Here is a 22,969-nt window from a genome sequence, read left to right on the forward strand (position 1 = left end):
GGCCAGCCCCGCGGCCGGTTACTTTCCGGCTGGCGCGTCGGCGTAACGCTTCACCAGTTCGTAGAGGAACTGGCGCCCATCGAGCAGCGACTTCACCCGGATGCGCTCGTTGAGCCCATGCGCATGGCTGCCTTCGGCGTCATGGAACATCCCGGAGATTCCGTAAGTCGGCACGCCGGCGGCGTTGAGGTAGCGCCCGTCGGTGGCGCCGGTCGACATGGTCGGGACGATCGCAACGCCCGGCCAGATCGTGTCGGCGACATCGCGCACCGGGCCGAGGATGTCCGCGCCGAGTGGTGGCGCCTTCGTGGAGACCCCGATCTCGCCATGGGGCGCGACCGTGATCGCCCCCTCGGCCAGCACGCGCACGATCGTCTTCTGCACATCGGCAACGTGCTCGCCGGGCAGGATGCGGCAGTTGACGTTGGCCGACACATGCTGCGGCAAGGCGTTGGGCGCATGGCCGCCATTGATCATCGTGGCGACGCAGGTGGTGTGCAGCATGCCGTTCCAGCTGGGATTGGCGTCCCACAGGCGCGAGATCGCAGCATCGTCCTTCGGGTTTTCCAGGACTGCGCGCATATCGGCCGCGACCTTCGGATCGACGAGCTTCGACTGCGCCTCGAAATACCCGCGCGTCGCTTCGTTGATGGCGACGGGGAACTGGTACGCGCCCAGCCTGGCCAGCGCGGCACCCATCTGCGTGATCGGGTTGTGCTTCTTCGGCCGAGAACTGTGGCCGCCGTCGTCGCTGATCGACAGGTCGAAATCCTGGTAGACCTTTTCGCCGGCCTGCACCTGCAGCGCGACCGGCTTGCCCTTGGCATCGAGTTCGCCACCGGCACCTTCGTTGAGCGCGAATGCCGCATCCAGCACCTGCGGCTTGTCCGTCGTCAGCCAGTGCACGCTGTTGAAGACCTCCGGCGTCTCCTCACCGCAGGTCAGCGCCAGCTTGATGCCGCGACGCGGCACGTAGCCTTCCTTGCGGTAGCGGACAAGGTTGTCGGTGAACACGGACGCCATGGCCTTGTCGTCGCTCGACCCGCGCCCGTAGAACCAGCCGCCCTCCTCGACCAGCTTGAACGGATCGCGCGCCCAGTCCTCGCGCCTGGCTTCGACGACGTCGATGTGCGCCAACAGCAGCAATGGCTTGAGGGATGCATCCCTGCCGCGCAGCAATGCGACCAGCGCGCCGTCCTTGGGACGATCCGATGGCGCGATCACCTGCGTGTCGGCTTCGGGAATGCCGGCATCGAGCAGGTGCCTGCGCATCGCTTCGGCGGCCTGCGTGCAGTCGCCGACCGAACGGGTGGTGTTCACTTCCACCAACTCCTTGTACAGCGCGCGAAACGCCGGCTCGGTCGGATCACTGGCGGGAGCAGCCAGCACAACGGATGAAGCCGCACCCAGCGTCAGCGCAACGCCAACGGTCAATGCACGCAATTCCATCTTTTACTCCCCGGGTGGTCGATCCATCGATGATCGCACAGCCCCTCCCGCTGACCTGCGAACTGAATCGAAGATCAGGGAGAAATGAACCCAGGGCTCAACGGCCGCGCTGGTACGTTCCGATCAACTCCGCGTGGGCGACGACATGCCCCTCCATCGCCTTGAGCAGCTGCGCCTTATCCGGCTTGTGCAGGTCCGGCAACGTGCGATCCAGTGCGTACAACTTGAAGACGTAGCGGTGGCGGCCTTTCGGCGGACATGGGGCGCCGTAGCCGGTGCGACTCCAGTCGTTCACGCCCTGCCGCGTCCCGGGAGGGAGCTGCGCGGCATCCACCGCTTCGGGAAGCGCATGCGCGTTCGCAGGCATGTCGTACAGCACCCAGTGCACCCAGGTCCGCCTGGGCGCGGCGGGATCGGGAGCATCGGGGTCATCGACGATGAGCGCGAAGCTCCTGGTGCCGGATGGCGTGCCTGACCATTGCAGCGCCGGCGAGAGCTCGTCTCCATCACAGGTATGGCGGGTGGGCATCGGCGCACCCGGCGCAAACGCAGGCGAAGCCAGGGTCAGCGTCATCGCAGCCTCCTTTGCACTGCTGCCAAGCGGAATCGCAAGGACAACCGCGATTGCAGCCGCCAACCAACCTCGCCCGACGCGCATCGTGATATCCACCAGGAACCGCCGCCGATCCTAGGACGACAGGCGTCAGCAATCCGTGTTGGCGGGCCGCTCACCGACGAGCGGCGGCGGCGGCGGCGTCGACACGCAGGCCGGCACGTGAACGCGGCGACTACCCCGGATGGTGCAGGCTGGCGTTCCCCTGGCTGCTGAGTACCGACATGTCGACGCCCACCCGATTGATTGCAGTCCTGCTGGGCCTTCTGGTCGTTCTTGGGATCGGCGCGACTGTCTTTGTCCGGTCCGGGATGTACAACATGGGCGCTGACGCGCCGCATGCACCGCTGACCCTCACGCTGCTGGAGAACCTGCGCGACAACGCCACCAAGGCGTATTCGCGGAATATCGTCGTCCCCGACCTGGAATCGCCAGCGCAGATAGCGCAGGGGGCGCGGTTGTATTCGACCCGATGCACGGGCTGCCACCTCGCGCCCGGTGTCGCGCAGTCCGAATTGCGGACCGGCCTGTATCCGCAGCCGCCCGACCTGTCCACCGACGGCATCGATGACACCGCCGAGGCATTCTGGATCATCAAGCACGGCATCAAGATGAGCGCGATGCCGGCCTGGGGGAAGACCCACACGGATGCCGAAATCTGGAGCGCCGTGGCGTTCCTGCGCAAGCTGCCGGGGATGTCGCCTGCGCAGTACCAGCAACTTGCGCACGCAAACCCGGCGCAATAACCGGGCTGCGCCGGCGGGGTTGCGCTTACCCCGCGATCAGGCCGCCTCGCGCTGCGGGATCCGGACGAGCGTCACTGGCATCGACGGCACCTGCACCAACGGGTATTGCGCAGTGATGCCGGTGACGGCGCCATCGTCATCGTGGTGAACCACGCAGATGCGACTCTGCAGGCCGGCAGCGACCTGGCGCTCGTCGACGCCGAAATGACGCGCATGGTCCACGGACGTCAACGCGGCGTGGGCGTGGGCCACGCGCCGCTTGGGCAGCAGCGACCACGACAGCAGCAGCGTGATCGTCCCGAGCAGGGCGATCACCGAGTGCACCACTGAAATGGGCGTGACCATCTCGAGGATTTCCCGGGCGGCCAGTTCGAACTGCAGGTGCAGGCGGACAACCTCCCGCAACTTGCGGAACACGGGTGCCCACAACAGGATCCAGCCGATCCAGAGCATCGCGGTGGACAGGTCTGAAGCGGCGCGCCGCCCCCAGCCGAGATCCCGGCGCGCGTTGATGATCAAGGTGTCAAACATGTGTCTCCCCCATTGCCGTTCCACTGCGCACGTGCACGCCCCGATCCGGACTCACCCACCGCGCGCGGACGCTCCTGCGCAGGAGCGCACGCGGAAAGGCCACGACGGTCGCTGCGATGTTGATCAGCCAGAATGCCAGTGGATACCACACCATCCAGTAGTAATTGCGACCGAGCTGGTGGTCGTAACGACTGTCGAGCCATTTGCTGATGGCGAACTGCAGCAGGCAGGTCGTGCCCAGCAGCGCGCCACTCCAGCGCGGGATCAGCGGCGATCCAATCAGCGGCACGATGCCGTGCGGCAGCACCAGGCCCGCGAGCCAGATCACGGTGAGCGCCAGCATCAGGTACGACCACAGCAGGCTCAGGCACAACTCCAGCAGCAGCGGCCATAGATGGTTCTGCTGCGGGTGGGCGACCACGTCGAGGTTCTTGAGCAGCACCTGCGCCCCACCCGTCGCCCAGCGCAGCCGCTGCTTCCACAAGCCGCGCAGGGTTTCCGGCATCAGGATCCAGACCAGCGCACGCGGCTCGAAGCGGATGTCCCAGCCAGCGCGCTGCAGCTTCCACGTGATGTCGATGTCCTCGGTCAGCATGTCCGCGCTCCAGTAACCGACGTCATGCAGCGCGCATTTCCGGAAAGCGGTGATCACGCCGGAGACCGTGAACAACCGGCCGAAGGTGCGTTGCGCGCGCTTGATCATGCCGACGATCGATGAAAACTCGCCAACCTGCAGCCGGCCCAGCAGCGTGGAACGGTTGCGGATGCGCGGGTTGCCGGTCACGGCCGCCACGTCGGCGTCGCCGACGAAATGCCGGACCATCCAGCGCGCGCACTGCGGGTCCAGCAAGGCGTCGCCGTCGATGCAGAGCAGCAGCTCGTGGTGTGCCATCAGGCATCCGGCCTGCAGCGCCATCGCCTTGCCCTGGTTCTTGCCCATGTGGACGACGCGCAGGCGGGGGTGCAGCGGCACCATCGCATCCAGGATGGATCCCGTGTCGTCGCCACTGCCGTCGTTGATCGCAACCACCTCGAACTCCGGGTAGTCGGTCGCCAGCGCATGGCGGATGGTTTCCTCGGCATGCGGTCCTTCGTTGAAGCACGGGATCAGGATGCTGACGGGCGGCAGCGACGGCGTCGGGAGCTGGCCGACGGTTGCCACGTCGCGTCGCTCGAACCGCCAGTAGAACAACGCCGCGCCCATCATCCACAGATAAGACATGAACAACGGGTAGAAGTAGACGAAGCCCTGCAAGCCGAGCCAGAGCGTGTGGACCAGCGCGAGCGCCATGATCGTCACCGTCCGGCCGCGGCCGCGGCCGCACCCGCGTGCCGGGCCGCCATCGCTGGCGCTCGCGGCTTGTCGGGCTTGCTGTCGAACACCGGGCGCAGCACTGCCGGGTCCGGGTTGTTCCGGTAGAGGTTGTCCGGGTAATAGGCCACGTTCAACACGCCGTGCGCGTAAAGCGATCGGATCGTGTCGGCCAGTTCCGTACTGGGTATCGGTGCGTCCTGCCTGCGCCAGTCGACGGTCTGCAGTTCGATCACCGCCTTCTTCAATCCGTTCGGCTGCGCGGCGACCTTGCGGACGATCGCATCGAGGAATGCCGCTGGATCGGCGGCCTGCTCCATATAGGGCATCGCCATGATCGCGGTGTAGTCGTAGTTGGCTAGCGAACCGGCAAGCGACTGCGAGTACCAGTCTTCCGACTTCGGGTTGAGCACGACCTGCGCGTACAGGTTGCGCGCGGTCAGCAAGCCCGGCTGCTCGTCGCGCACGACCTGCGCGAGTTCCTTGGCGAATGCGTCCAGGTACGCCGTCTTGTGCCGCGACCAGCGCGTCAACAGCGCGTCGCTTCCGCGGATGGCGGCGACCGACGCGGGAAGTCCCCATGCGCGGTAAGCCTTCAACGCCCAGGGACTGCCATCTTCGTAGTCCGAGAGCGTCAGGTCGTCGTGGAACAGGATGCCGTCGATCGTCGCGTCACGCGCGAGGTCTTCGTAGACCTCGCGGATCGCCTGCCGCGCACGCGGTGAAAACGGCGACAGCCGCGGATAGCCCATCGCCAGGTGATTGGCAACATTGGGCAGCGTCACCACGCGGTCCTGCGCGGCAGGGTCGCTGTCGGGCAGCTGCCATGCAAGCACCGGCATCCATGCATAGACGCGCTTCACCTGCGTGCGCGTGGAAATCTGCCAGGCCACGCGGTTGAACAGGTCCGCTCGCATCGGCAGGTGGCGGTTCGGGAAATAGACCGCGTCGGCCGCGCCATTGGCGTCGGGGTCGGAAAACGCCTGCAGGTACACCGTGTTGACGCCCATCGCGATGATGCGATCGAGCCAGCGACCGAGGTTCTTTTCCTGCTGGAGCGGATCCGGGTCGTAGATGTAGTCCAGGTCCAGGTGCATGACCTTGGCCGGACGTCCGTCATCGATGACGAAGGTGTTGCGCAACGTGATGTCGCGCTGCAGGTCGGCGACCGACATGGGTTGTTCGACCAGGACGCGACGCAGGGCTTCCAGCGGGACCTGCGCGGTGTCGGGACCGTCGTCGAGCGTCAGCCCGACCGGCATCCCCAGCGAGCGCGCGATCCGCGTGGTCTCGACGTTGTAGCGCCCGTACGGCCAGACGATCACGCGCGGCGCGCGGCCGAGGTGCGACTTCAGCAGTTGCTGGTTGCGGCGCAGGTCCGCGCTGACGCGCCGCTGGTAGCTCGCCTCGTCCTCGTAGCGGCGGCTTGCCGGCAGCCATTGGCGCGCGGTCCCGGCGGGCTCCAGGTTTCCCTGCGGATTGGCCACGATGCCGCGATGCAGGTCGTAGGTGTGGCTGGCGACTTCCACCAGGCCGCTGCGCGTCATCTCGCGGATTTCGTCCCACGACAGCAGGTCCGACCGCGGCACCGATCTGCCATCGAAGTCGACCGATCCCTTGGCATCCAGCCAACTGCCGACAAGCGCGATCACCGCCGGCACCTTCATCGCCTTGAGGATGGGGAACGCCTGCGTGTAGACCGACTGGTAGCCGTCGTCGAAGGTGATGAGCACCGCATCGGTGGGCAACCGTCTGCTGCCCCGCGCATCGGCGAGGACGTCATCGACGCTGACGAAGTGATGGCCGCTGTCCCGCAGCCAGTGGATCTGCGCGGCGAAATTGGCGGGCGTCACCGTATAGAGGGGCGCCAGCGCATCGCTGCGCTCGGCGATCTCGTGGTAGCTCAGGATGGTGAGCTTGACCGGTGGGGTGCACATGCCAATCGACGCGCACGCCAACAAGCAGCAGCCTGCCAGCAGCTGGACGATCAGCCGGGAAACGGAATCGCGGAACATCACTACTCTCTCGCGGGAGCCGACGGACGTGTGTCGGGCGAGGCCCGCCCGGGACATCGAAATCGATGCGGGCGGGACGCCAGCACCAGGTGACAACGCACGTCCGTGCGCGTCCACGGCGGATTTTATCGCGGCAGGCCGCCGCCCCAACGTTACGATCCTGTAATCCGGCGGCCCCATTCGTGGCAGGTGCAGCGCTCTGCGGCGCTGGGATGCCGCCGCAGCCAGGCCGGTCCTGGATGCGTTGATGATCGCCAGCGACATCGACAACCTGAACCGCATGCCACGCGATGCGTCAGTGCCTTGGGCGATCGGCGCGTGGCCCGTGAATGGTCAGCAGCGCGCGCCCAGTCGATTCATGGTGCCTTGACGCGCAACACCACACTGTCCACCGCATGACGCCCAGCCCGATCCTGCCGCCCATGACCGCCACGTCCGTTTCCAACGGCGTGCGCGGCCCATGAGTCTCCCTTTCAGGATCGAAGCCCGCCTCGCCAACACACCAGCGGAAATCGATGCAGCGCAGCGCCTGCGCTACAGCGTCTTCCACGAGGAATGGGGCGCGACGGCAAGCGACCAGCAGCGGGCCAGCCGACGGGATGCCGATGCGCACGACGCGCGGATGGACCACCTCATCGTCATCGACCATGCGCGCCCGCCGTGCGAAGGACAGGTCGTCGGCACGTATCGCCTCAGGCGCCGGGACGCGAACGAATCCGCATCCGCGGACGGCTATACGAGCGCCGAATTCGACGTCTCGCCGCTGGTGTCCACCGGCGAGCGCACGCTCGAACTGGGGCGTTCATGCGTGCTGCGCGAGTACCGCGGTCGCGCGGTACTGAACCTGTTGTGGGGAGCCATCGCCGCGTACGTCGCGGACCATGGCATCGGGCTGATGTTCGGTTGCGCGAGCCTGCGGGGTACCGATCCCATGAAGCTGCGCGAACAACTAGCCTACCTGCACCACTTCCACCTGGCGCCCCGGCACATCCGGCCGCGGGCGATCGGAGCGGACAGCACGCGGATGGACCTGCTGGAAAAGGCCTGGATCGACCCACGGCGTGCGTTCTCGAAGCTGGAACCACTCGTCAAGGGCTACCTTCGGCTGGGCGCAAGCGTTGGTGAGGGAGCCTGCATCGACCGCGCGTTCAACTCAGTGGACATCTGCATCGTCATGCCAACGGCGCAACTCACGCGCCGATACGTAAATCATTACGAACGCGCGCTGAAGCGCCCACTGTGTCGGCTGGACGACGTCGCGACGCCCGAGGCGGCGATCGCCGGGTCAGCTTGAGGCGCGTCGCCCGGCAGACGGTCAAGACGGCGTCGCTCATGGCGATCATCGGCGTGCTGGCGCCGCTGCAATGGGTTGCGGCCTTGCCGGGAGACGTGCGTTTCGCGGCATGGCTGCCCGCGCTGTTCCACCGCCTCGCCTGCCGGGTGATGGGCATCGTGGTCGAGGTTCGCGGCACGATGCACGGCGGGCAGACGGTCTGGATCGCCAACCACCTGTCCTACCTCGACATCATGGCAATCGGCAGTGTCGCCAAGTGCAGTTTTGTCGCCAAGGACGATATACGCGGCTGGCCCGTGTTTGGCAGGCTTGCGCGATTGCAGGCAACCGTCTTCATCAACCGCGCGTCAAGGCGTGCTGCCGACGTGGGAACGTCCCTTGCAGGCGCATTGTCCAGCGGAAGAAGCCTGGTGGTGTTTCCCGAGGGGACAACATCCGATGGCTCGGCCGTCCTGCCGTTCAAGCCGGCCCTGTTCGAAGTGTTCGCCGCCGATAACGCGTGGGCTGACGTCACGCTGCAACCGCTCACCCTGTCGGTGGAATCGATCGATGGCGATGCCGTCGGGGTGGCCCATCGCGACCTGTACGCGTATCACGGCGACGCGAGCCTGGGCCCGCACCTCATGAGGTTCCTCGGCACGCGCGGCGCACGTGTCCGCCTGACCTTCCATGCGCCATTGCCGAAGGACGCCGCGGCGTCGCGGAAGATGCTTGCCAGCGCGGCGCAGGCCGCAGTCGCCAGCGCCCTGGTCGCTTCCGCCTGATGGCGCGATGGTGGCGATCCGCGCGCTGGTGCGGCGCGTTGCTCGCGGCCGCAGCCGTGGTGTGGGAATTGCGCCGACTGCTGCATGGATTGTCACGGGAACAACTGGCCCTCGCCTGGCGCGACACATCGCCCGCGGCATTGGGCTGGTCGCTCGCGGCGACTGCGGTCAGCTTCGCGTGCCTGGCCGGATACGAATGGTTTGGGAGCCAACAGGTCGCCCTGGGACGCATTCCCGCGTTGACCGCGTTGCGGGTGGGCGCGATCACGCATGCGATCGCCAACACCCTGGGCTTCCATGCACTGACGGCAGGCGTGCTGCGGTATCAGTTGTATCGTCCCCAGACCATCGGCAAGGCCGACATCGCTCGCCTGATGGCAGTGGTCGCGGCTTGTCTCGCCGCCGGCGTGATCACCGCAGTGGTGCTGGCGCAGGGCTGGCTGAAGGCTGGCGTGATCGGCCTTGTCGTCGCACTTGGTTTCTCGTCACTGCTCGCGTGTGTCGTGCCGGCCGCGATGAAGCGTGTGCGCCGCCTGTCCGCGTGGCCACGCCCCGGCCCGCTCCGAATGGTCGGGCTGCTCATCGTTGGTGTGCTCGAAACAGCTGCTGCACTGGGAGCGCTGTACGTCCTGCTGCCCGCAACGACCGATATGCCGACGCTGGTCCAGTTCGTGCCGATCTTCGTCGGCGCGACTCTGCTCGGGATCGTCAGCCATGCGCCCGGCGGGGTCGGCGTGTTCGAGGCGGCCATCCTCGCGATGCTGCCAGGCCACGTGCCGGAGTTGCTGGTGTCGCTGCTGAGCTATCGCGTCATCTACAACCTGCTGCCGTTCGCGATCGCCAGCGTCGTGGCGATCAGGTCCCTGCGACATCGCGGAAATGGCTTCAGTTCGACGGTGGATAGCGCCGGATGGCGCGTTGCTGGCGCAGGTACAGGCGTGCGAGCCTCCAGATGCCAACCGGACGGCGGCCAAGGCGCCGGTTGGCAGCGCTGATCCGGAACAGCAGCCGCTGCTTGGCGAACACGATCCGGTAAGCCGCTCGGATCGAGTAGCGCGGATCCCAGGCATGCACGGCCTCCGAGCCTGCGCCGTTGACTTCCATGATGATGAATTCGCCGGCCTGCAGCCGCTCCAGCGTCCGGTAGCGGACGTCGAATCGACCGACCAGGAACTCGCCCATGTCGCGGGCAATGGCATCCACGCGCGCGACCAGGGCAGGCGTGGCGTAGTCCGTTCCGTCTTCATAGGCGCCGCCGACGCGCGTCGATGCCACCGTCGACAAGCGCACCACCTCACCAGCCGCAGGGATCCGCCGCGGGTCGTAGCGGCATTCGTGCAGGGGATTCGTCGTCGCGCGGCGCAGGCGCGCATCGCGGGCGACCAGTTCGTCGATCATATCCACGCCATTGCCGGTGACACTCGGATAGTGGCGAAGCAGGATCCCGATCAGGCGCCCGGCCGGCGCACCGGGATCGCGCATGTAGAACAGGCCAGCCTCACCCGGATCGGGAAGGTAGCGCTGCAACAGGAATGTCTCGCCACGCGGGAAGCGCGCGATGTAGTCGGCAAGGCCGCTCTGGTCCTCCAGCAGGCGCACGCCGTAGCCGCACCAGCCGATGTCCGGCTTGGCCACCACCGGAAAGCACAGGTCCGCAGCGCGCATCCGCGCCGTCACTGTCGATGGCGCCAGCCCAGTGCGGCTCTTCACCGCGATGAAGTCCGCAGTCATCGCCCGCGCCAACGGGCCCATGGCGCCGAAGTATTCGCGCTTGCCGTCTCCGACCATCCCGCCCGAGGTGATGCCGGGATTCGCGGCCGACGGGAGGGTGATGCTGCCGTACTTCACTCCCAGCCACATCCACTGCAACACCATGGGAATGAGGTTCAACCACTTCGGCAATTGCTCGAAGCGCCCCACCTCCAGCGGCGGCGGGTGCTCAATCGCGGGCGTCTCAGCCTGCATCCAGGATCTCGTAGTGGATGGGCTTGTAGCGGAAATTGTTGGACTGCCCGGCCGAACACGCGGTGAGCCCGATGACCAGGTCCATCGTGGCCTCGAACACGATATGGTCGCCGGCGCGGCTGAGCGGCGGATCCACGCGCAACTGCCCGGTCGTCGCGTCCACCGGGACGTTCATGAAGATGTTGAATGCCGTCGGGATCGCATCGGGCGACACGCCATGGGGCGCCAACGCGGCGGCGAGGTTGCCGAAGCAACCACGGTGCGGGTCGGCGTCGCCGTAAAGGATGCGGAACATCTCCGCCGAACAGGGCGTCAACAGGAAGTCGTGTCGGCCGACCGTGTCATCGACGATCTGCAACATGACGTTGCTGCGGTTCGAGTACAGCGAATGCCCCGTGCTCAGGTAGATGCAACTGGCGTAGTCCAGGCTACGACCCGACGACAGCACCTCGCCGACATCATTGCGGTTGTATGCGAGCAGGTCCGCGACCTGTTCGCCCTCCGGATCGATCACGCGCAGGCGCTGTCCGCGCGAAAGCTCGAATGCCACGCCGGACCGCGGCGCGATTTCATGCCGCATCGTGACGTCCTGCTTCCCGGGCAAACGGACAGCGCCACTGCATATCGACCCGGCGCCCGCTGTACTGGCGTGCTTCGGACTGCTCGCCATGGATCGCCAGCATCGGGTTGCGCGAGCCGCTATAGGCGACGTCGCGCTCGGTGATGGCGTCGCGCAGCCGCGCGTAACGGCCATCGGCGCGCAGCGCCTCGAACTGGCTATGCAGGTTGAAGACGAGTGCGGCGAACGGAAACCGTCGCGCCGGCCTGCTCGCGCCCGGGTGCAACCCGACCACGTAGAACCCTCGGCGGCCGATGCTCAGGCTGAAATGCGGCGAATCCGGGTCGTCGCTGACGGCCGGATCCCACTCGAACCGCACGGCATCGATGTGGTGCAGCGCCTGCAACCGTTGCCACAGGGCCTCTTCGAACGCTGGCTCGTCCAGCCTTGGCGTCGCCGGAAACAGCAGCACCTTGCTCAGGAACACGTCGTCGTTTCCGGCATCGCGTGCAAAGTCCTGGAGCGCCCCGACCAGCGCGACATCGTCATGCGGGTCCCGCAGATCACCGGCCACCTCGAAGCTGATGTTGTCTTGCGCCAGGGCCGATTTGGCGCCGGCGCAGGGGAACGACGCATCGGCGATGAACGCCCGGAATGCAGATGACGCTGATTCGTTGCCTGGCTCCAAGAGTGTTCCCTCGCAAAGAGGGAAGCGTGCCGGGATGGCGGTCCACGGAACGTGAGCCTCTCGCGGGCATTCATCCCGACCGATCGATCCTCACGCAAAGAAAAAAAGCGGGCCGAAGCCCGCTTTTTCGTCATTACAGCGTTGAAGCGGCAGCTTACGCGGCCGGCACGCCCTCGCCTTCCTCGACGGCCTTCATCGACAGGCGGATGCGGCCCTGCTTGTCGACTTCCAGCACCTTGACCTTGACGATGTCGCCTTCCTTGAGCACGTCGCTGACCTTCTCGACGCGATCGTTGGAGATCTGCGACACGTGCACCAGGCCGTCCTTTCCGGGGGAGATGGTGACGAACGCACCGAAGTCCATCAGCTTGGCGACCTTGCCCTCGTAGATGCGGCCCGGTTCGACGTCGGACGTGATCTGCTCGATACGCGCCTTCGCAGCCTGTCCGGCGATCGCATTGACCGACGCAATCGTGATCGTGCCGTCGTCCTGGATGTCGATCTGGGTGCCGGTTTCCTTGGTGATCGCCTGGATGACCGAACCGCCCTTGCCGATCACTTCGCGGATCTTGTCAGGGTGGATCTTGATGGTGATCAGGCGCGGCGCGAACTCGCTGAGTTCGGCGCGCGGCGCGGTCAACGCGGCTTCCATTTCCTTCAGGATGTGCAGGCGGCCCTGCTTGGCCTGTGCCAGCGCGACCTTCATGATTTCCTCGGTGATGCCCTGGATCTTGATGTCCATCTGCAGCGCCGAGATGCCACTGGCGGTACCGGCGACCTTGAAGTCCATGTCGCCCAGGTGATCCTCGTCGCCGAGGATGTCGGACAGGACGACGAAGTCGTCGCCTTCCTTCACCAGGCCCATCGCGATGCCCGCGACCGGCGCCTTGATCGGCACGCCCGCATCCATCAACGCCAGCGAGCTGCCGCAGACCGATGCCATCGAGGACGAACCATTGGACTCGGTGATCTCCGAGACGACGCGGATCGTGTACGGGAACGATTCCATCGTCGGCATCACGGCGAGCACGCCGCGCTTGGCGAGGCGGCCGTGGCCGATTTCGCGGCGCTTCGGACCCATCATGCGACCGGCTTCACCGACCGAATAGGGAGGGAAGTTGTAGTGGAACAGGAAGTGGTCCTTGTACTCGCCAGAGACGGCGTCGATGACCTGGCCGTCGCGCGCGGTGCCCAGGGTGACTGCGACGATCGCCTGGGTCTCGCCACGGGTGAACAATGCCGAGCCGTGGACGCGCGGCAGCACGCTGACCTGCGACGAGATCGGACGCACGGTGTCGAGCGCGCGGCCGTCGATGCGGATCTTCGTCTTGAGGACGGAGTCGCGCATGGTCTGGTATTCCTGCTCGCCGAATTCCTTGGCCAGGTCGCCAATGGTCCAGGCGTTCGCCTCGGCTTCAGCGGCAAGCGCGCTGATGGTTTCCTTCTTGACGCCGGAAATCGTGTCCTTGCGCTCGAGCTTGTCGCGGACCTGGAAGGCCTCCGACAGTTTCTCGCCGATGGCGTGGCGGAGCGCGGCGATCATGCCTTCGTGCGCAACCGGTGCGGTCCAGCTCCACTTGGGCTTTCCGGCTTCGGCAACCAGTGCATTGATCGCGGCGATCGCGACCTGCATCTGCTGGTGGCCGAACATCACGGCGCCGAGCATCACGTCTTCAGACAGTTCCTGCGCTTCGGACTCGACCATCAGCACCGCGTCGGCGGTGCCGGCGACGACGAGCTCGAGCTTGGAATCGACCAGTTCGGCCTTGGTCGGGTTGAGCAGGTACTGCCCATCCTTGTAACCGACCTTCGCGGCGCCGATCGGACCGTCGAACGGGGCGCCGGACAGCGACAGCGCGGCGGACGCGCCCAGCAGTGCCAGCACGTCGCCGTCGATCTCGGGATTCATCGACATCACGGTGGCGATGATCTGCACTTCGTTGCGGAACCCATCGGGGAACAGCGGACGGATCGGCCGATCGATCAGGCGCGAGATCAGCGTCTCCTTCTCGGTCTGGCGGCCTTCGCGCTTGAAGAAGCCGCCCGGGATACGGCCGCCGGCGTAGAACCTCTCCTGGTAATCGACGGTGAGCGGGAAGAAATCCTGTCCCTCGCGCGCGCTTTTCGCAGCGACCGCAGTAACCAGCAGTACGGTGCCTTCGCACTTGACCATGACCGCACCGCCCGCCTGGCGGGCGATTTCGCCGGTTTCGAGCGTGACTTCATGGTTGCCGTACTGGAAGGTCTTGGTGATTTTTGCCACGTTGGAATTCCTTGGTGTCTTGCTTCGGTTGAACCCCATGCGACCCCTGTCGCATGTGGACGGCCGTCGATCGTGACGACCTCTGATGCTGTGTTCCGGCCTTTGGCGCGAGTAGCCCGCACACCGCGTGGTGGGCGTAAAAACAAACCGCGGCGCATCGCTGCGCCGCGGCGTGGAATCGGGTTTAGCGGCGCAGACCCAGCTTCTGGATCAGGGCCTTGTAGCGCTCGCCATCCTTGCGGTGCAGGTAATCGAGCAGGCTGCGGCGGCGATTGACCATCATCAGCAGCCCGCGGCGGCTGTGGTGGTCCTGCTTGTGCATCTTGAAGTGCTCGGTGAGCTGGGTGATGCGCGCGGTCAGCAGGGCGACCTGGACTTCCGGGGAGCCGGTATCGTTGGCGCTGCGCTTGTTTTCTTCGATGACTGAACTGCTGTCGATGGACATTGTTGCCTCTGGGTGATGCGTGGACAGCAGAGACATCGAGCGTCCTTCGATGCTCGAGTACCGCCGGGCCCGCCGCTTGCGATTAGCCGAAATTGGCTTGGAAAAGCCCCAGAATTGTAGCCCGGACGGCCTTCCCGGACAAGGCGCCGGCTGGCCGCTGCGCGCTTGGCGATTGCCCCGCTGCCCGGGGTTGGATCCTTCGCGAATGCCTCCGGGCGCGGGCGGGCTCGACTATGCGCATCCCTCGCGCAGTGGTTGCACGCAGGCCCACGTGAAGAGTCGCTGGGCATGCAGGGCGCCCTGCTCATCGACCATGCCCAGCCCCAACGCGCGTCCGGCCTCATCGAAGACGGCCACGCCACCGGCCGGCCTGAATCCGCCCTCGACGGCCTGCCCTTGGCCCAGGCGGTTCGCCTGCGCGGGATTGATCGAAACCTCGGGCCATGCCGTCAACCCGGCCTCGATCGGCAGCAGGCAGGCATCCAGGCTGCGCTCTCCCCTGTCGGCAAGCGCTTCCAGCGCCTCGATGGTCCACATGCGCGGATCGCGGAAGGGATCGACCCACAGCCGTCGCAGCTCGGCCACATGGGCGCCGCAACCCAGCAACTCACCCAGGTCGCGGACCAGGCTGCGCACATAGGTTCCGGAGCCGCATTCGACATGCAGGCGCAGCAGTGGCACGCCAGCGTCCAGCAGGTCGCCAGCAGACTGCAGCGCGAAGGCATGGACCTCCACCTCGCGCTCGTCGACCTCGACCTGCTCGCCACGACGCGCCTTCGCGTACAGCGGCTCGCCGCCACGCTTGAGCGCCGAGTAGATCGGCGGGCGCTGCTGGATCCGGCCCGTCAGCTTGCGCAGCGCGGCGTCGATCTGGCCAATCGTCAGCAGGGGAACCGGCCGCTCGCGCAGGACCTGGCCATCCGCATCATCGGTATCGGTCACGAGGCCCAGCCGGGCGACGGTGTCGTACGCCTTGCGCGCGCCCAGCAGGCCGCCGGCGATCTTGGTCGCCTCGCCGAAGCAGACCGGAAGCAGTCCGGTGGCAAGCGGATCCAGACTGCCTGTGTGTCCGGCCTTGTCGGCGCGGAACAGATGCCGGACGCGTTGCAGTGCCTGGTTGGAGCTGAGGCCTTGCGGCTTGTCGAGCAGCAGGATGCCGTGCAGCTTGCGGAACACGGTGCGCGGCTTCTGGCTCATCGGGGAATTGTAGGGGCGCCGCGGAGGAATCCAACTGCGGGAGCGTCCAACGCGCCGCCGCGCGCCGCATCGACTCGCTTGCCGATTGCCATCGTGACTTGCGTCGTTCCCACAAGAGCCGGGATCAGGAGCTCGCGGCCAAAGTCGCTCCCACGACGAACGGGGCGCCCTATTCGGGTGTCTCGTCCCCGTCCGTGGCGACATCCGGCAGGTCGCGCAGCAGGTTGTCGATCCGCTCGCCGCGGTCGAAGGACTCGTCGTACTGGAAATGCAGCTCGGGCACGTGGCGCATCTTGACCGACTGCGCGAGCTGGTAGCGGATTTCCGGCGCCAGCGCCTTGAGCGCCTTCATCGCTTCCTTCGAACGCTCCGGCTGCAGCGCGGTGACGAATATCTTCGCGTGCTCGAGGTCACGGGTGACCTCGACGTCCGACACGCTCACCGACGGCAGCCCGTGGTTCCTGACCGCCTCGTGCACCAGCGTCCCCAGCTCCCGGCGCAGCTGGGCTGAAACGCGGTCGCTGCGATGGAAGGACTTCTGGGCCACGGTTCAGAGCGTCCGCTGCACTTCGATGCGCTCGAAGCACTCGATCTGGTCGCCAGGCTTGATGTCGTTGTATGCCTTGACGCCGATGCCGCACTCGTTGCCGTTGCGCACCTCGTCCACGTTCTCCTTGAAGCGGCGAAGCGACTCGAGTTCGCCCTCGAAGATGACCGTGTTGTCGCGCAGCACGCGGATCGGCTTGTTCCGCTTGACCACGCCCTCGACGACCATGCAGCCGGCGACAGCGCCGAACTTCGAACTGCGGAACACGTCGCGGACCTCGGCGGTGCCGATGATCTCTTCGCGGATCTCCACGCCAAGGATGCCGGATGCGACCTGCTTCACCTGGTCGATCACGTCGTAGATGATCGAGAAGTAGCGCAGGTCGACGCCGCTGTTCTCGATAACCTTGCGGGCCGATGCGTCGGCACGGACGTTGAAGCCGATGATCGTGGCTTTCGACGTCGCCGCCAGCTGGGCGTCGGACTCGGTGATGCCGCCCACGCCCGAACCGATGACGTTGATGCGGATCTGCGCGTTCGACAGGCCGATGAGCGACTCACGCAATGCCTGCACGGAGCCCTGCACGTCCGCCTTGATGATCAGCGGCAGGCTGAGCTGGGCCTCGGCCGCACCCATCTGCGCCATGATGTCTTCCATGCGGTTGCCCGCCTGGCCGACCAGGCGCGTCTCGCGACGCTTCGCATCGCGCTGCTGAGCGACATCCTTTGCAAGCCGCTCGTCCTCCACCACGACGAAGTCGTCGCCGGCATCGGGTACGCCGGACAGGCCCAGGACCTGGACCGGGATCGACGGACCGGCGCTTGGAACCTGCTTGCCGGCTTCGTCGAACAGCGCACGCACGCGGCCGTACTGCACGCCGCAGACCAGGTAATCGCCCTTGCTGAGCGTGCCCTGCTGCACCAGCACCGTGGCGACGGGGCCACGGCCCTTGTCCAGCGACGATTCGATCACCACGCCGGACGCCCGGCCCTCGCGCGTGGCGCGGAGTTCGAGCACTTCGGCCTGCAAGGAAATCGCATCCAGCAGGTTGTCGACGCCGGCACCGGTCTTGGCCGACAGCTCCACCATCTGCGTATCGCCGCCGAAATCCTCGGCGACCACGTCATGGCTCAGCAGTTCGTTCTTGACGCGCAATGGATCGGCGTCGGATTTGTCGATCTTGTTGATCGCGACGATCAGCGGAACACCGGCCGCCTTGGCGTGATGCACCGCCTCGATCGTCTGCGGCATCACGCCATCATCCGCGGCCACGACCAGCACGACGATGTCCGTCAGCTTCGCGCCGCGCGCACGCATCTGCGAGAACGCCGCGTGTCCGGGCGTATCAAGGAAGCTGATGACACCCTTGCTGGTTTCGACGTGGTACGCGCCGATGTGCTGGGTGATGCCACCGGCTTCACCGGAAGCAACCTTCGTGCGCCGGATGTAATCCAGCAGCGAGGTCTTGCCGTGATCCACGTGGCCCATGATCGTGACGACCGGCGGACGCGGCTCGCGCTCGACGTCGCCTTCCTCCACGTGCGCAAGCAATACGTTCTCGACGTCGTCGGCATCGGCGCGGACCACCGAATGGCCGAGCTCCTCGACGACCAGTGCAGCGGTGTCGTGGTCGATGGTCTGGGTGATGGTCGCCATGACGCCCATCTTGAACAGCGCCTTGACCACGTCGCCGCCCTTGAGGGCGAGCTTCTGTGCAAGGTCGGCGACCGTGATCGCCTCGCCAATGGCCACTTCGCGGACCATGGGTGCGGTCGGGCGCGAGAAGCCGTGCGCCGCACCACCACCACTGCGGACCTGCTCGGACTGGCGACGCGGCTTGGGCTTGCCGCGAACGCTGGTCGTGCGCCGGGCGCGTTCGGACGCGCTCAGGTGCAACTGTCCGGCGAATCGCGCGGCGCTCTCGTCGTCCTCGACGCCGGCAACCATCGCGTGCGAGCCGCGGGTCTTGTGCTTGTGGACGGCCTTTTCCTCGACGCGCGGCGGGGCCGGCTTCGGGTGTCCATGTCCATGTCCGTGCGGCTTGCGCGCAGCGCCCTCTTCCTCGGCAGGAAGCGCGGCAATACGGGCAGCCTCGGCCTTGGCGCGCGCCGCTTCGTCCTGCACGCGCAGTTGTTCGGCCAGCTGGGCGGCACGAAGCTGGTCAGCCTCGGCCAGGCGCTGCTGCTCGGACAGGTTGCGCTGCTTGGATTCCTCCAGCTTGCGCAGGATCTCCGCATGCTCGTCGGTCGGCGATGGCCCGCCACCGATTTCCGTCGGCTTGACCAGCGTCACCTTCTTGCGCACCAGCACGTCGACCGTCGCGCGGTTCTTGCCGCCACCGACGGTGAGTTCCTGCTTGCGGCTGCGATTGAGCGTGATCTTCTTCGGCGCAGCATCGTCCTCGGCAGGCTTGTCGGCCTTGCCATGGGTGCGCCGCAGGAAGCCGAGCAGCTTCATCTTCTCGGTACTGGTGACGACCTGGTCGGGACCTTCGAAGCGCATCCCGGCCTCGGCCAGTTGCTCCAGAAGTTTCTCGACCGGTGCGTTCACCAGCTCGGCCAGCTTGCGGATCGTGGTTTGTTGCGACATGCGGATTTCGTGTCCTGTGGCGTGGGCAGTGCCCACGCGTGGGAATTGCATCAGGTGATTCTAGCCCCGGTCTTCCATTTGTCCTGCCGACTCAGCCTTCGCGCTCCAGCCGTGCGATTTCCTCGGCGCGAGCGGCCAGGATCAGCGCGGCTGCCCGCGCCTCGTCGAGTCCCTCGATGCCGAACTCGACGAGTTCATCGGCCGCCAGCTCGCCGAGGTCATCGACGGTACGAACGCCGTGGCCAGCGAGGGCAAAGGCGGTTTCATCGTCCATGCCCTCCAGCGCGAGCAGCTCGTCGGACGGCTGGTGTTCGTCAACCTCCTCCTCCACCGCCAGCGCATCGTTCAACAACGCGTCGCGCGCGCGCGCCCGCAGTTCCTCGACGATGTCCTCGTCGAAGCCTTCCACGGCCAGCAGCTCGCCGACCGGGACATACGCGATTTCCTCGACCGTGCTGAAGCCTTCGGAAACCAGGATGGTGGCGATTTCCTCATCGACCTCGAGTTTTTCCTGGAACAGCGCCTTGGCGGTTGCCTGCTCGGCCTCCGACTTGGCGGCCACCTGGTCCTGCGTCATCACGTTGAGCTGCCAGCCTGTCATCCGGCTGGCAAGGCGGACGTTCTGGCCGCCACGACCGATCGCCTGCGCGAGCTTGTCCTCGGCGACGGCGAGGTCCATCGAGTGCTTTTCCTCATCGACGATGATCGACTGCACTTCGGCCGGTGCCATCGCGTTGATGACGAACTGCGCCGGATTGTCGGACCACAGCACGATGTCGACGCGCTCGCCGTTCAACTCGTTGGAGACCGCCTGCACGCGCGAACCGCGCATGCCGATGCAGGCACCGATTGGATCGGTGCGGTTGTCATAGGCAAGCACTGCGATCTTGGCGCGATCGCCGGGGTCACGCGCGCAGGCCTTGATGTCGACCAGGCCCTGGCCGACTTCCGGTACTTCAAGCTTGAACAGCTCGATCATGAATTCCGGCGCGGCGCGGCTGATGAACAGCTGCGGGCCGCGCGGTTCGCTGCGGACGTCGTACAGGTAGCCGCGCACGCGGTCGCCGGCGCGCAGGACGTCGCGCGGGATGCCCTTGTCCTTGGGGATGAAGGCTTCGGCGTTGCCGCCGAGGTCCACGAAGATGTTGCCGCGCTCGGCGCGCTTGACGATGCCGGTGACGAGCTCGCCGACGCGATCCTTCCACTGGTCCACGACCTGCGCGCGCTCGGCTTCGCGCACGCGCTGCACGATCACCTGCTTGGCGGCCTGCGCGGCGATGCGGCCGAAATCGGGGTTCTCGATCGGCTCCTCGATGTAGTCGCCGACTTCGGCGCCTTCGCTTTCATCGATGGCGTCCATCAACCGCACCTGGCGGTCCGGCGACTCCATGACGACATCGTCGGCGACGACTTCCCATCGACGGAACGTCTCGTAATTGCCGTCCTTGGGATCGATGGAAACACGCACAAGCACATCCTGGTCGGGATAGCGCTTCTTTGCCGCCGATGCCAATGCGGCTTCGATGGCTTCCAGGATCACGGACTCAGGGACGCCCTTTTCATTGGCGACCGCATCGACGACCAGCAACAATTCCTTGCTCATTGACTCACTCCGCACGGGACGGCTTGGCCGCCGGCTTCTTGGTTGGGTTTTTCTGTTTACCCGGTCGCGCATCGCGACCGGACTTGTCGATGGCTGGCGCCAGGCCGAGCGCGGCCCAGTCGGGCACCAGTCGGGCCTTCTCGATATTGTCGGCGGCGACGGCGAATGCATTGCCGTCGATGTCGAATGTGATGCTGTCGTCATCCGCCCGCACGATGGTTCCCTGCAGTCGCCGACGTCCGTCCTGCGGAAGTTTCAACGTGACCTTCGCCACCTCGCCCGCGAAGCGCGCAAATTGCGCGGGCGTGAACAACGGGCGCTCGATGCCGGGCGACGACACCTCGAGGGTGTAATGGGCGCTGATCGGATCGGCCACGTCCAGCTGCGCGGAAACTTCGCGGCTGACTGCCTCGCAATCCTCGATCCCGACCAGCCGCTGCTCACCCGCCTCGGTGCTGGCCTCGGAAGCCGGAATGTCGATATACAACCGCAGCAATGCGCCGCCCGCCGTGGGCAGGTATTCCACGCCCAGCAGTTCGAGCCCGAGCGCCTGCACGGTTGGAGTCAGCAACACTGCGATTTCATCTGCCTTGCCGGTCATGTCGCGTCGATCTGGTCCTGCAAAAAGGAATGCCTCGGTACCGCAAACCCGGGCCCTTAAAACAGCAAGGGGCCCGACGGGCCCCTTGTCCGATACCGCTGGATGTCGGCACAGCCGCGTCAAATACGCAGCTGCAAAGCCCGGCCCTGGCGAGCCTGCGCCCGCTGGACTCTCCCGGCTGAAACGAAAAAGGCTCCGAGGAGCCTTTTTTGCCAGCGAGAGCTGGTAGCGGGGGCAGGATTTGAACCTGCGACCTTCGGGTTATGAGCCCGACGAGCTGCCAGACTGCTCCACCCCGCAACAGGAGCGGAATTATGGTGAATTACCTCGGCGAATGCAAGATCAGCCGGCGAATGCCTGCTGGCACCAGCTCATAAGCGGATTCCAGAAGATCCCCAGCGCCAGCAATGCGAGGGCATTGACGCCGAAAGCGATCTGCAGCGGCCGGTCGTTGCGGGGAACGAGTTCACCCACCGGCTCGTCGAAATACATGACTTTGACCACGCGCAGGTAATAGAAGGCGCCGATGACCGCGAAAACGATACCGACGATGGCGAGCCACAACATGCCGCCCTGCATCGCGGCACGCAGCACGGCCAGCTTGGCCCAGAATCCCAGGAACGGCGGCACGCCAGCCAGTGACGCCATGATGCACAGCACCAGCCCGGCCAGCCACGGACTGCGCGCGTTGAGTCCCTTGAAGTCGTCCAGCGTGTCCGCCTCGAAGCCCTGCCCCGACAACACCACGATGGCCCCGAACGCCGCCGCCGACATCAGCGCGTAGCTGATGACGTAGAACATCGAAGCGGCATAACCATCGGTGCCGCCACCGGCGAAGCCCAGGAACAGGAAGCCGATGTGCGACACGGCCGAATACGCGAGCATTCGCTTGAGGTTGGTCTGCATCAACGCGACCAGGTTGCCGACCACGAGCGACGCCACGGCCAGCCCGGCCATCAGTAGTCGCCAGCGTTCGTCCAGCGGGCCGACCGCTCCTTCCAGCAGGCGGAACGCGAGCGCGAAGGACGCCAGTTCGGGCGCCGATGCGATGAACAACGTGATGGGCGTCGGCGCACCCTGGTAGGTGTCGGGCACCCACATGTGGAACGGCGCCGCGCCAAACTTGAAGGCGATTCCGGCCACGGCGAATACGGTGCCGGTGAGCAGCAGCGTGGTTTCGGGCGAAGCGGCGATCGCGGAGCGCAGCACGGCCAGATCCAGCGTTCCCGTCGCGCCGTACAACAGCGACAGCCCGTACAACAGCAGCCCCGACGACAGCGACCCGAGCACGAAGTATTTCATCGCCGCCTCGGATGCGAGCGGGCTGTCGCGGTCGATCGCCACCAGCGCGTACGAACACAGCGCCAGCATCTCCAGCCCCAGGTACACCATGACCAGGCTGCCGGCGGAAATGAGGAACATCATCCCGGCGACGGCGAACAGCATCAGCACCGCCACCTCGCCCTTGTACAAGCCGCGCTGGCGCAGGAATGGCCAGGCATAGACGAGGGCCAGCGCCGTCAGCAGGCAGCAGCCGGCATTGAGCACGTCCGACATGGCGTCGCGGACGAACATCCCGCCCAGCACGATGCCGTGCCCGCCAATGCCCGCGGCGGACAGCCATGCGACCACCAGCAGCAGGGCGATCGCCAGCACGTGCGTTGCGATGCGTCGCGATTCGTCAAGGAACAGATCGAGCATCAGCAGCGCGAACGCGCCGCCAGTCAGGACCAGTTCGGGCAGAACCGGCAGCAGCTCGGCGGCGGTGGGCATGGTCGTCATTCGGCG

Annotated in this window: 21 protein-coding genes and 1 tRNA gene; 5 read left to right on the forward strand and 17 right to left on the reverse strand. The window is 66.0% G+C overall.

The window, feature by feature from the left end:
• Positions 1-18: 18 nt before the first annotated feature.
• Together GST15_RS04270 and GST15_RS04275 are read right to left on the reverse strand one after the other, a co-directional pair.
• Positions 19-1,449: a M20/M25/M40 family metallo-hydrolase gene (locus tag GST15_RS04270; protein ID WP_159015997.1), complete on the reverse strand. Its 1,431-nt coding sequence runs from the start codon at positions 1,447-1,449 to the stop codon at positions 19-21.
• A 97-nt stretch (positions 1,450-1,546) separates the two neighbouring features.
• Positions 1,547-2,023 carry a YbhB/YbcL family Raf kinase inhibitor-like protein gene (locus tag GST15_RS04275; RefSeq protein ID WP_159015998.1) on the reverse strand — a complete coding sequence of 159 codons (477 nt, stop codon included), beginning with the start codon at positions 2,021-2,023 and terminating at the stop codon, positions 1,547-1,549.
• A gap of 263 nt (positions 2,024-2,286) precedes the next feature.
• On the opposite strand from GST15_RS04275, the gene GST15_RS04280 reads away from it, so the two are divergent.
• Positions 2,287-2,808 (forward strand): c-type cytochrome, encoded by a 522-nt coding sequence (locus GST15_RS04280; RefSeq protein ID WP_159015999.1) that lies wholly within the window; start codon positions 2,287-2,289, stop codon positions 2,806-2,808.
• A 36-nt stretch (positions 2,809-2,844) separates the two neighbouring features.
• Here the strand turns inward: GST15_RS04280 and pgaD are convergent, their stop codons facing one another.
• Genes pgaD through pgaB form a run of 3 tightly spaced genes read right to left on the reverse strand, consistent with a single transcriptional unit; the run spans position 2,845 to position 6,666 of the window.
• Positions 2,845-3,339, reverse strand: coding sequence for a poly-beta-1,6-N-acetyl-D-glucosamine biosynthesis protein PgaD (pgaD, locus tag GST15_RS04285; RefSeq protein WP_159016000.1), 495 nt, complete (start codon positions 3,337-3,339; stop codon positions 2,845-2,847).
• Positions 3,332-4,630: a poly-beta-1,6-N-acetyl-D-glucosamine synthase gene (gene pgaC / locus GST15_RS04290; protein WP_159016001.1), complete on the reverse strand. Its 1,299-nt coding sequence runs from the start codon at positions 4,628-4,630 to the stop codon at positions 3,332-3,334. The genes pgaD and pgaC overlap by 8 nt, the downstream gene beginning before the upstream one ends.
• A 5-nt stretch (positions 4,631-4,635) precedes the next feature.
• The gene (gene pgaB / locus GST15_RS04295; RefSeq protein WP_159016002.1) at positions 4,636-6,666 is read right to left on the reverse strand and encodes a poly-beta-1,6-N-acetyl-D-glucosamine N-deacetylase PgaB; all 2,031 of its coding nucleotides are present in this window, start codon (positions 6,664-6,666) and stop codon (positions 4,636-4,638) included.
• A gap of 247 nt (positions 6,667-6,913) precedes the next feature.
• Here pgaB and GST15_RS12915 point away from each other — a divergent pair, with 247 nt between their 5' ends.
• The 4 genes from GST15_RS12915 to GST15_RS04310 all read left to right on the forward strand — a co-directional run bounded on the left by GST15_RS12915 (position 6,914) and on the right by GST15_RS04310 (position 9,719).
• Positions 6,914-7,036 carry a hypothetical protein gene (locus tag GST15_RS12915; protein WP_267902539.1) on the forward strand — a complete coding sequence of 41 codons (123 nt, stop codon included), beginning with the start codon at positions 6,914-6,916 and terminating at the stop codon, positions 7,034-7,036.
• Positions 7,037-7,126: 90 nt separating this feature from the next.
• Positions 7,127-7,960 carry a GNAT family N-acetyltransferase gene (locus GST15_RS04300; protein WP_159016003.1) on the forward strand — a complete coding sequence of 278 codons (834 nt, stop codon included), beginning with the start codon at positions 7,127-7,129 and terminating at the stop codon, positions 7,958-7,960.
• On the forward strand, positions 7,957-8,724 hold the full coding sequence (locus GST15_RS04305; RefSeq protein ID WP_159016004.1) for a lysophospholipid acyltransferase family protein: 768 nt from the start codon (positions 7,957-7,959) through the stop codon (positions 8,722-8,724). Before GST15_RS04300 ends, GST15_RS04305 begins: the two co-directional genes overlap by 4 nt.
• Positions 8,724-9,719 carry a putative bifunctional lysylphosphatidylglycerol flippase/synthetase gene (locus tag GST15_RS04310; protein WP_159016005.1) on the forward strand — a complete coding sequence of 332 codons (996 nt, stop codon included), beginning with the start codon at positions 8,724-8,726 and terminating at the stop codon, positions 9,717-9,719. The genes GST15_RS04305 and GST15_RS04310 overlap by 1 nt, the downstream gene beginning before the upstream one ends.
• Here the strand turns inward: GST15_RS04310 and GST15_RS04315 are convergent.
• The 12 genes from GST15_RS04315 to nuoN all read right to left on the reverse strand — a co-directional run bounded on the left by GST15_RS04315 (position 9,610) and on the right by nuoN (position 22,963).
• On the reverse strand, positions 9,610-10,689 hold the full coding sequence (locus GST15_RS04315; RefSeq protein ID WP_159016006.1) for a hypothetical protein: 1,080 nt from the start codon (positions 10,687-10,689) through the stop codon (positions 9,610-9,612). The genes GST15_RS04310 and GST15_RS04315 overlap by 110 nt on opposite strands.
• Positions 10,679-11,269, reverse strand: a complete 591-nt coding sequence (locus tag GST15_RS04320; RefSeq protein WP_159016007.1) for a DUF1989 domain-containing protein — start codon at positions 11,267-11,269, stop codon at positions 10,679-10,681. The genes GST15_RS04315 and GST15_RS04320 overlap by 11 nt, the downstream gene beginning before the upstream one ends.
• The gene (gene gntA / locus GST15_RS04325; protein ID WP_159016008.1) at positions 11,259-11,936 is read right to left on the reverse strand and encodes a guanitoxin biosynthesis heme-dependent pre-guanitoxin N-hydroxylase GntA; all 678 of its coding nucleotides are present in this window, start codon (positions 11,934-11,936) and stop codon (positions 11,259-11,261) included. The genes GST15_RS04320 and gntA overlap by 11 nt, the downstream gene beginning before the upstream one ends.
• Before the next feature lie 154 nt (positions 11,937-12,090).
• Positions 12,091-14,199: a polyribonucleotide nucleotidyltransferase gene (pnp, locus tag GST15_RS04330; protein ID WP_159016009.1), complete on the reverse strand. Its 2,109-nt coding sequence runs from the start codon at positions 14,197-14,199 to the stop codon at positions 12,091-12,093.
• A gap of 184 nt (positions 14,200-14,383) precedes the next feature.
• Positions 14,384-14,644 carry a 30S ribosomal protein S15 gene (gene rpsO / locus GST15_RS04335; protein ID WP_159016010.1) on the reverse strand — a complete coding sequence of 87 codons (261 nt, stop codon included), beginning with the start codon at positions 14,642-14,644 and terminating at the stop codon, positions 14,384-14,386.
• Between the two features lie 231 nt (positions 14,645-14,875).
• The gene (truB, locus tag GST15_RS04340) at positions 14,876-15,841 is read right to left on the reverse strand and encodes a tRNA pseudouridine(55) synthase TruB (RefSeq protein ID WP_159016011.1); all 966 of its coding nucleotides are present in this window, start codon (positions 15,839-15,841) and stop codon (positions 14,876-14,878) included.
• A gap of 169 nt (positions 15,842-16,010) precedes the next feature.
• Positions 16,011-16,388 carry a 30S ribosome-binding factor RbfA gene (rbfA, locus tag GST15_RS04345; RefSeq protein ID WP_159016012.1) on the reverse strand — a complete coding sequence of 126 codons (378 nt, stop codon included), beginning with the start codon at positions 16,386-16,388 and terminating at the stop codon, positions 16,011-16,013.
• A 3-nt stretch (positions 16,389-16,391) separates the two neighbouring features.
• A complete protein-coding gene (gene infB / locus GST15_RS04350) occupies positions 16,392-18,977 on the reverse strand; it encodes a translation initiation factor IF-2 (RefSeq protein WP_159016013.1) in 2,586 nt (861 codons plus the stop codon).
• 91 nt (positions 18,978-19,068) lie between these two features.
• Complete coding sequence (gene nusA / locus GST15_RS04355; RefSeq protein ID WP_159016014.1) at positions 19,069-20,580, reverse strand: transcription termination factor NusA; 1,512 nt, start codon at positions 20,578-20,580, stop codon at positions 19,069-19,071.
• Positions 20,581-20,584: 4 nt separating this feature from the next.
• A complete protein-coding gene (locus GST15_RS04360; protein ID WP_159016015.1) occupies positions 20,585-21,181 on the reverse strand; it encodes a ribosome maturation factor RimP in 597 nt (198 codons plus the stop codon).
• Between the two features lie 223 nt (positions 21,182-21,404).
• A tRNA-Met gene (locus GST15_RS04365) sits at positions 21,405-21,481 on the reverse strand.
• Between the two features lie 42 nt (positions 21,482-21,523).
• Positions 21,524-22,963 carry an NADH-quinone oxidoreductase subunit NuoN gene (gene nuoN / locus GST15_RS04370; RefSeq protein ID WP_159016016.1) on the reverse strand — a complete coding sequence of 480 codons (1,440 nt, stop codon included), beginning with the start codon at positions 22,961-22,963 and terminating at the stop codon, positions 21,524-21,526.
• Positions 22,964-22,969 lie beyond the last annotated feature (6 nt).

The organism is Cognatiluteimonas profundi (assembly GCF_009792795.1).
GTDB classification, from domain to species: Bacteria; Pseudomonadota; Gammaproteobacteria; order Xanthomonadales; family Xanthomonadaceae; genus Cognatiluteimonas; species Cognatiluteimonas profundi.

Coding starts and splice junctions, on each gene's coding strand:
- GST15_RS04270 (WP_159015997.1), bottom strand. CDS start 1,449: ATGGAATTGCGTGCATTGACCGTTGGCGTTGCGCTGACGCTGGGTGCG.
- pgaB (WP_159016002.1), bottom strand. CDS start 6,666: ATGTTCCGCGATTCCGTTTCCCGGCTGATCGTCCAGCTGCTGGCAGGC.
- GST15_RS04300 (WP_159016003.1), top strand. CDS start 7,127: ATGAGTCTCCCTTTCAGGATCGAAGCCCGCCTCGCCAACACACCAGCG.
- nuoN (WP_159016016.1), bottom strand. CDS start 22,963: ATGACGACCATGCCCACCGCCGCCGAGCTGCTGCCGGTTCTGCCCGAA.
- GST15_RS04320 (WP_159016007.1), bottom strand. CDS start 11,269: ATGCGGCATGAAATCGCGCCGCGGTCCGGCGTGGCATTCGAGCTTTCG.
- GST15_RS04275 (WP_159015998.1), bottom strand. CDS start 2,023: ATGACGCTGACCCTGGCTTCGCCTGCGTTTGCGCCGGGTGCGCCGATG.
- GST15_RS04280 (WP_159015999.1), top strand. CDS start 2,287: ATGTCGACGCCCACCCGATTGATTGCAGTCCTGCTGGGCCTTCTGGTC.
- pgaC (WP_159016001.1), bottom strand. CDS start 4,630: ATGGCGCTCGCGCTGGTCCACACGCTCTGGCTCGGCTTGCAGGGCTTC.
- GST15_RS04310 (WP_159016005.1), top strand. CDS start 8,724: ATGGCGCGATGGTGGCGATCCGCGCGCTGGTGCGGCGCGTTGCTCGCG.
- nusA (WP_159016014.1), bottom strand. CDS start 20,580: ATGAGCAAGGAATTGTTGCTGGTCGTCGATGCGGTCGCCAATGAAAAG.
- truB (WP_159016011.1), bottom strand. CDS start 15,841: ATGAGCCAGAAGCCGCGCACCGTGTTCCGCAAGCTGCACGGCATCCTG.
- rpsO (WP_159016010.1), bottom strand. CDS start 14,644: ATGTCCATCGACAGCAGTTCAGTCATCGAAGAAAACAAGCGCAGCGCC.
- GST15_RS04315 (WP_159016006.1), bottom strand. CDS start 10,689: ATGCAGGCTGAGACGCCCGCGATTGAGCACCCGCCGCCGCTGGAGGTG.
- GST15_RS04360 (WP_159016015.1), bottom strand. CDS start 21,181: ATGACCGGCAAGGCAGATGAAATCGCAGTGTTGCTGACTCCAACCGTG.
- pgaD (WP_159016000.1), bottom strand. CDS start 3,339: ATGTTTGACACCTTGATCATCAACGCGCGCCGGGATCTCGGCTGGGGG.
- GST15_RS12915 (WP_267902539.1), top strand. CDS start 6,914: ATGATCGCCAGCGACATCGACAACCTGAACCGCATGCCACGCGATGCG.
- infB (WP_159016013.1), bottom strand. CDS start 18,977: ATGTCGCAACAAACCACGATCCGCAAGCTGGCCGAGCTGGTGAACGCA.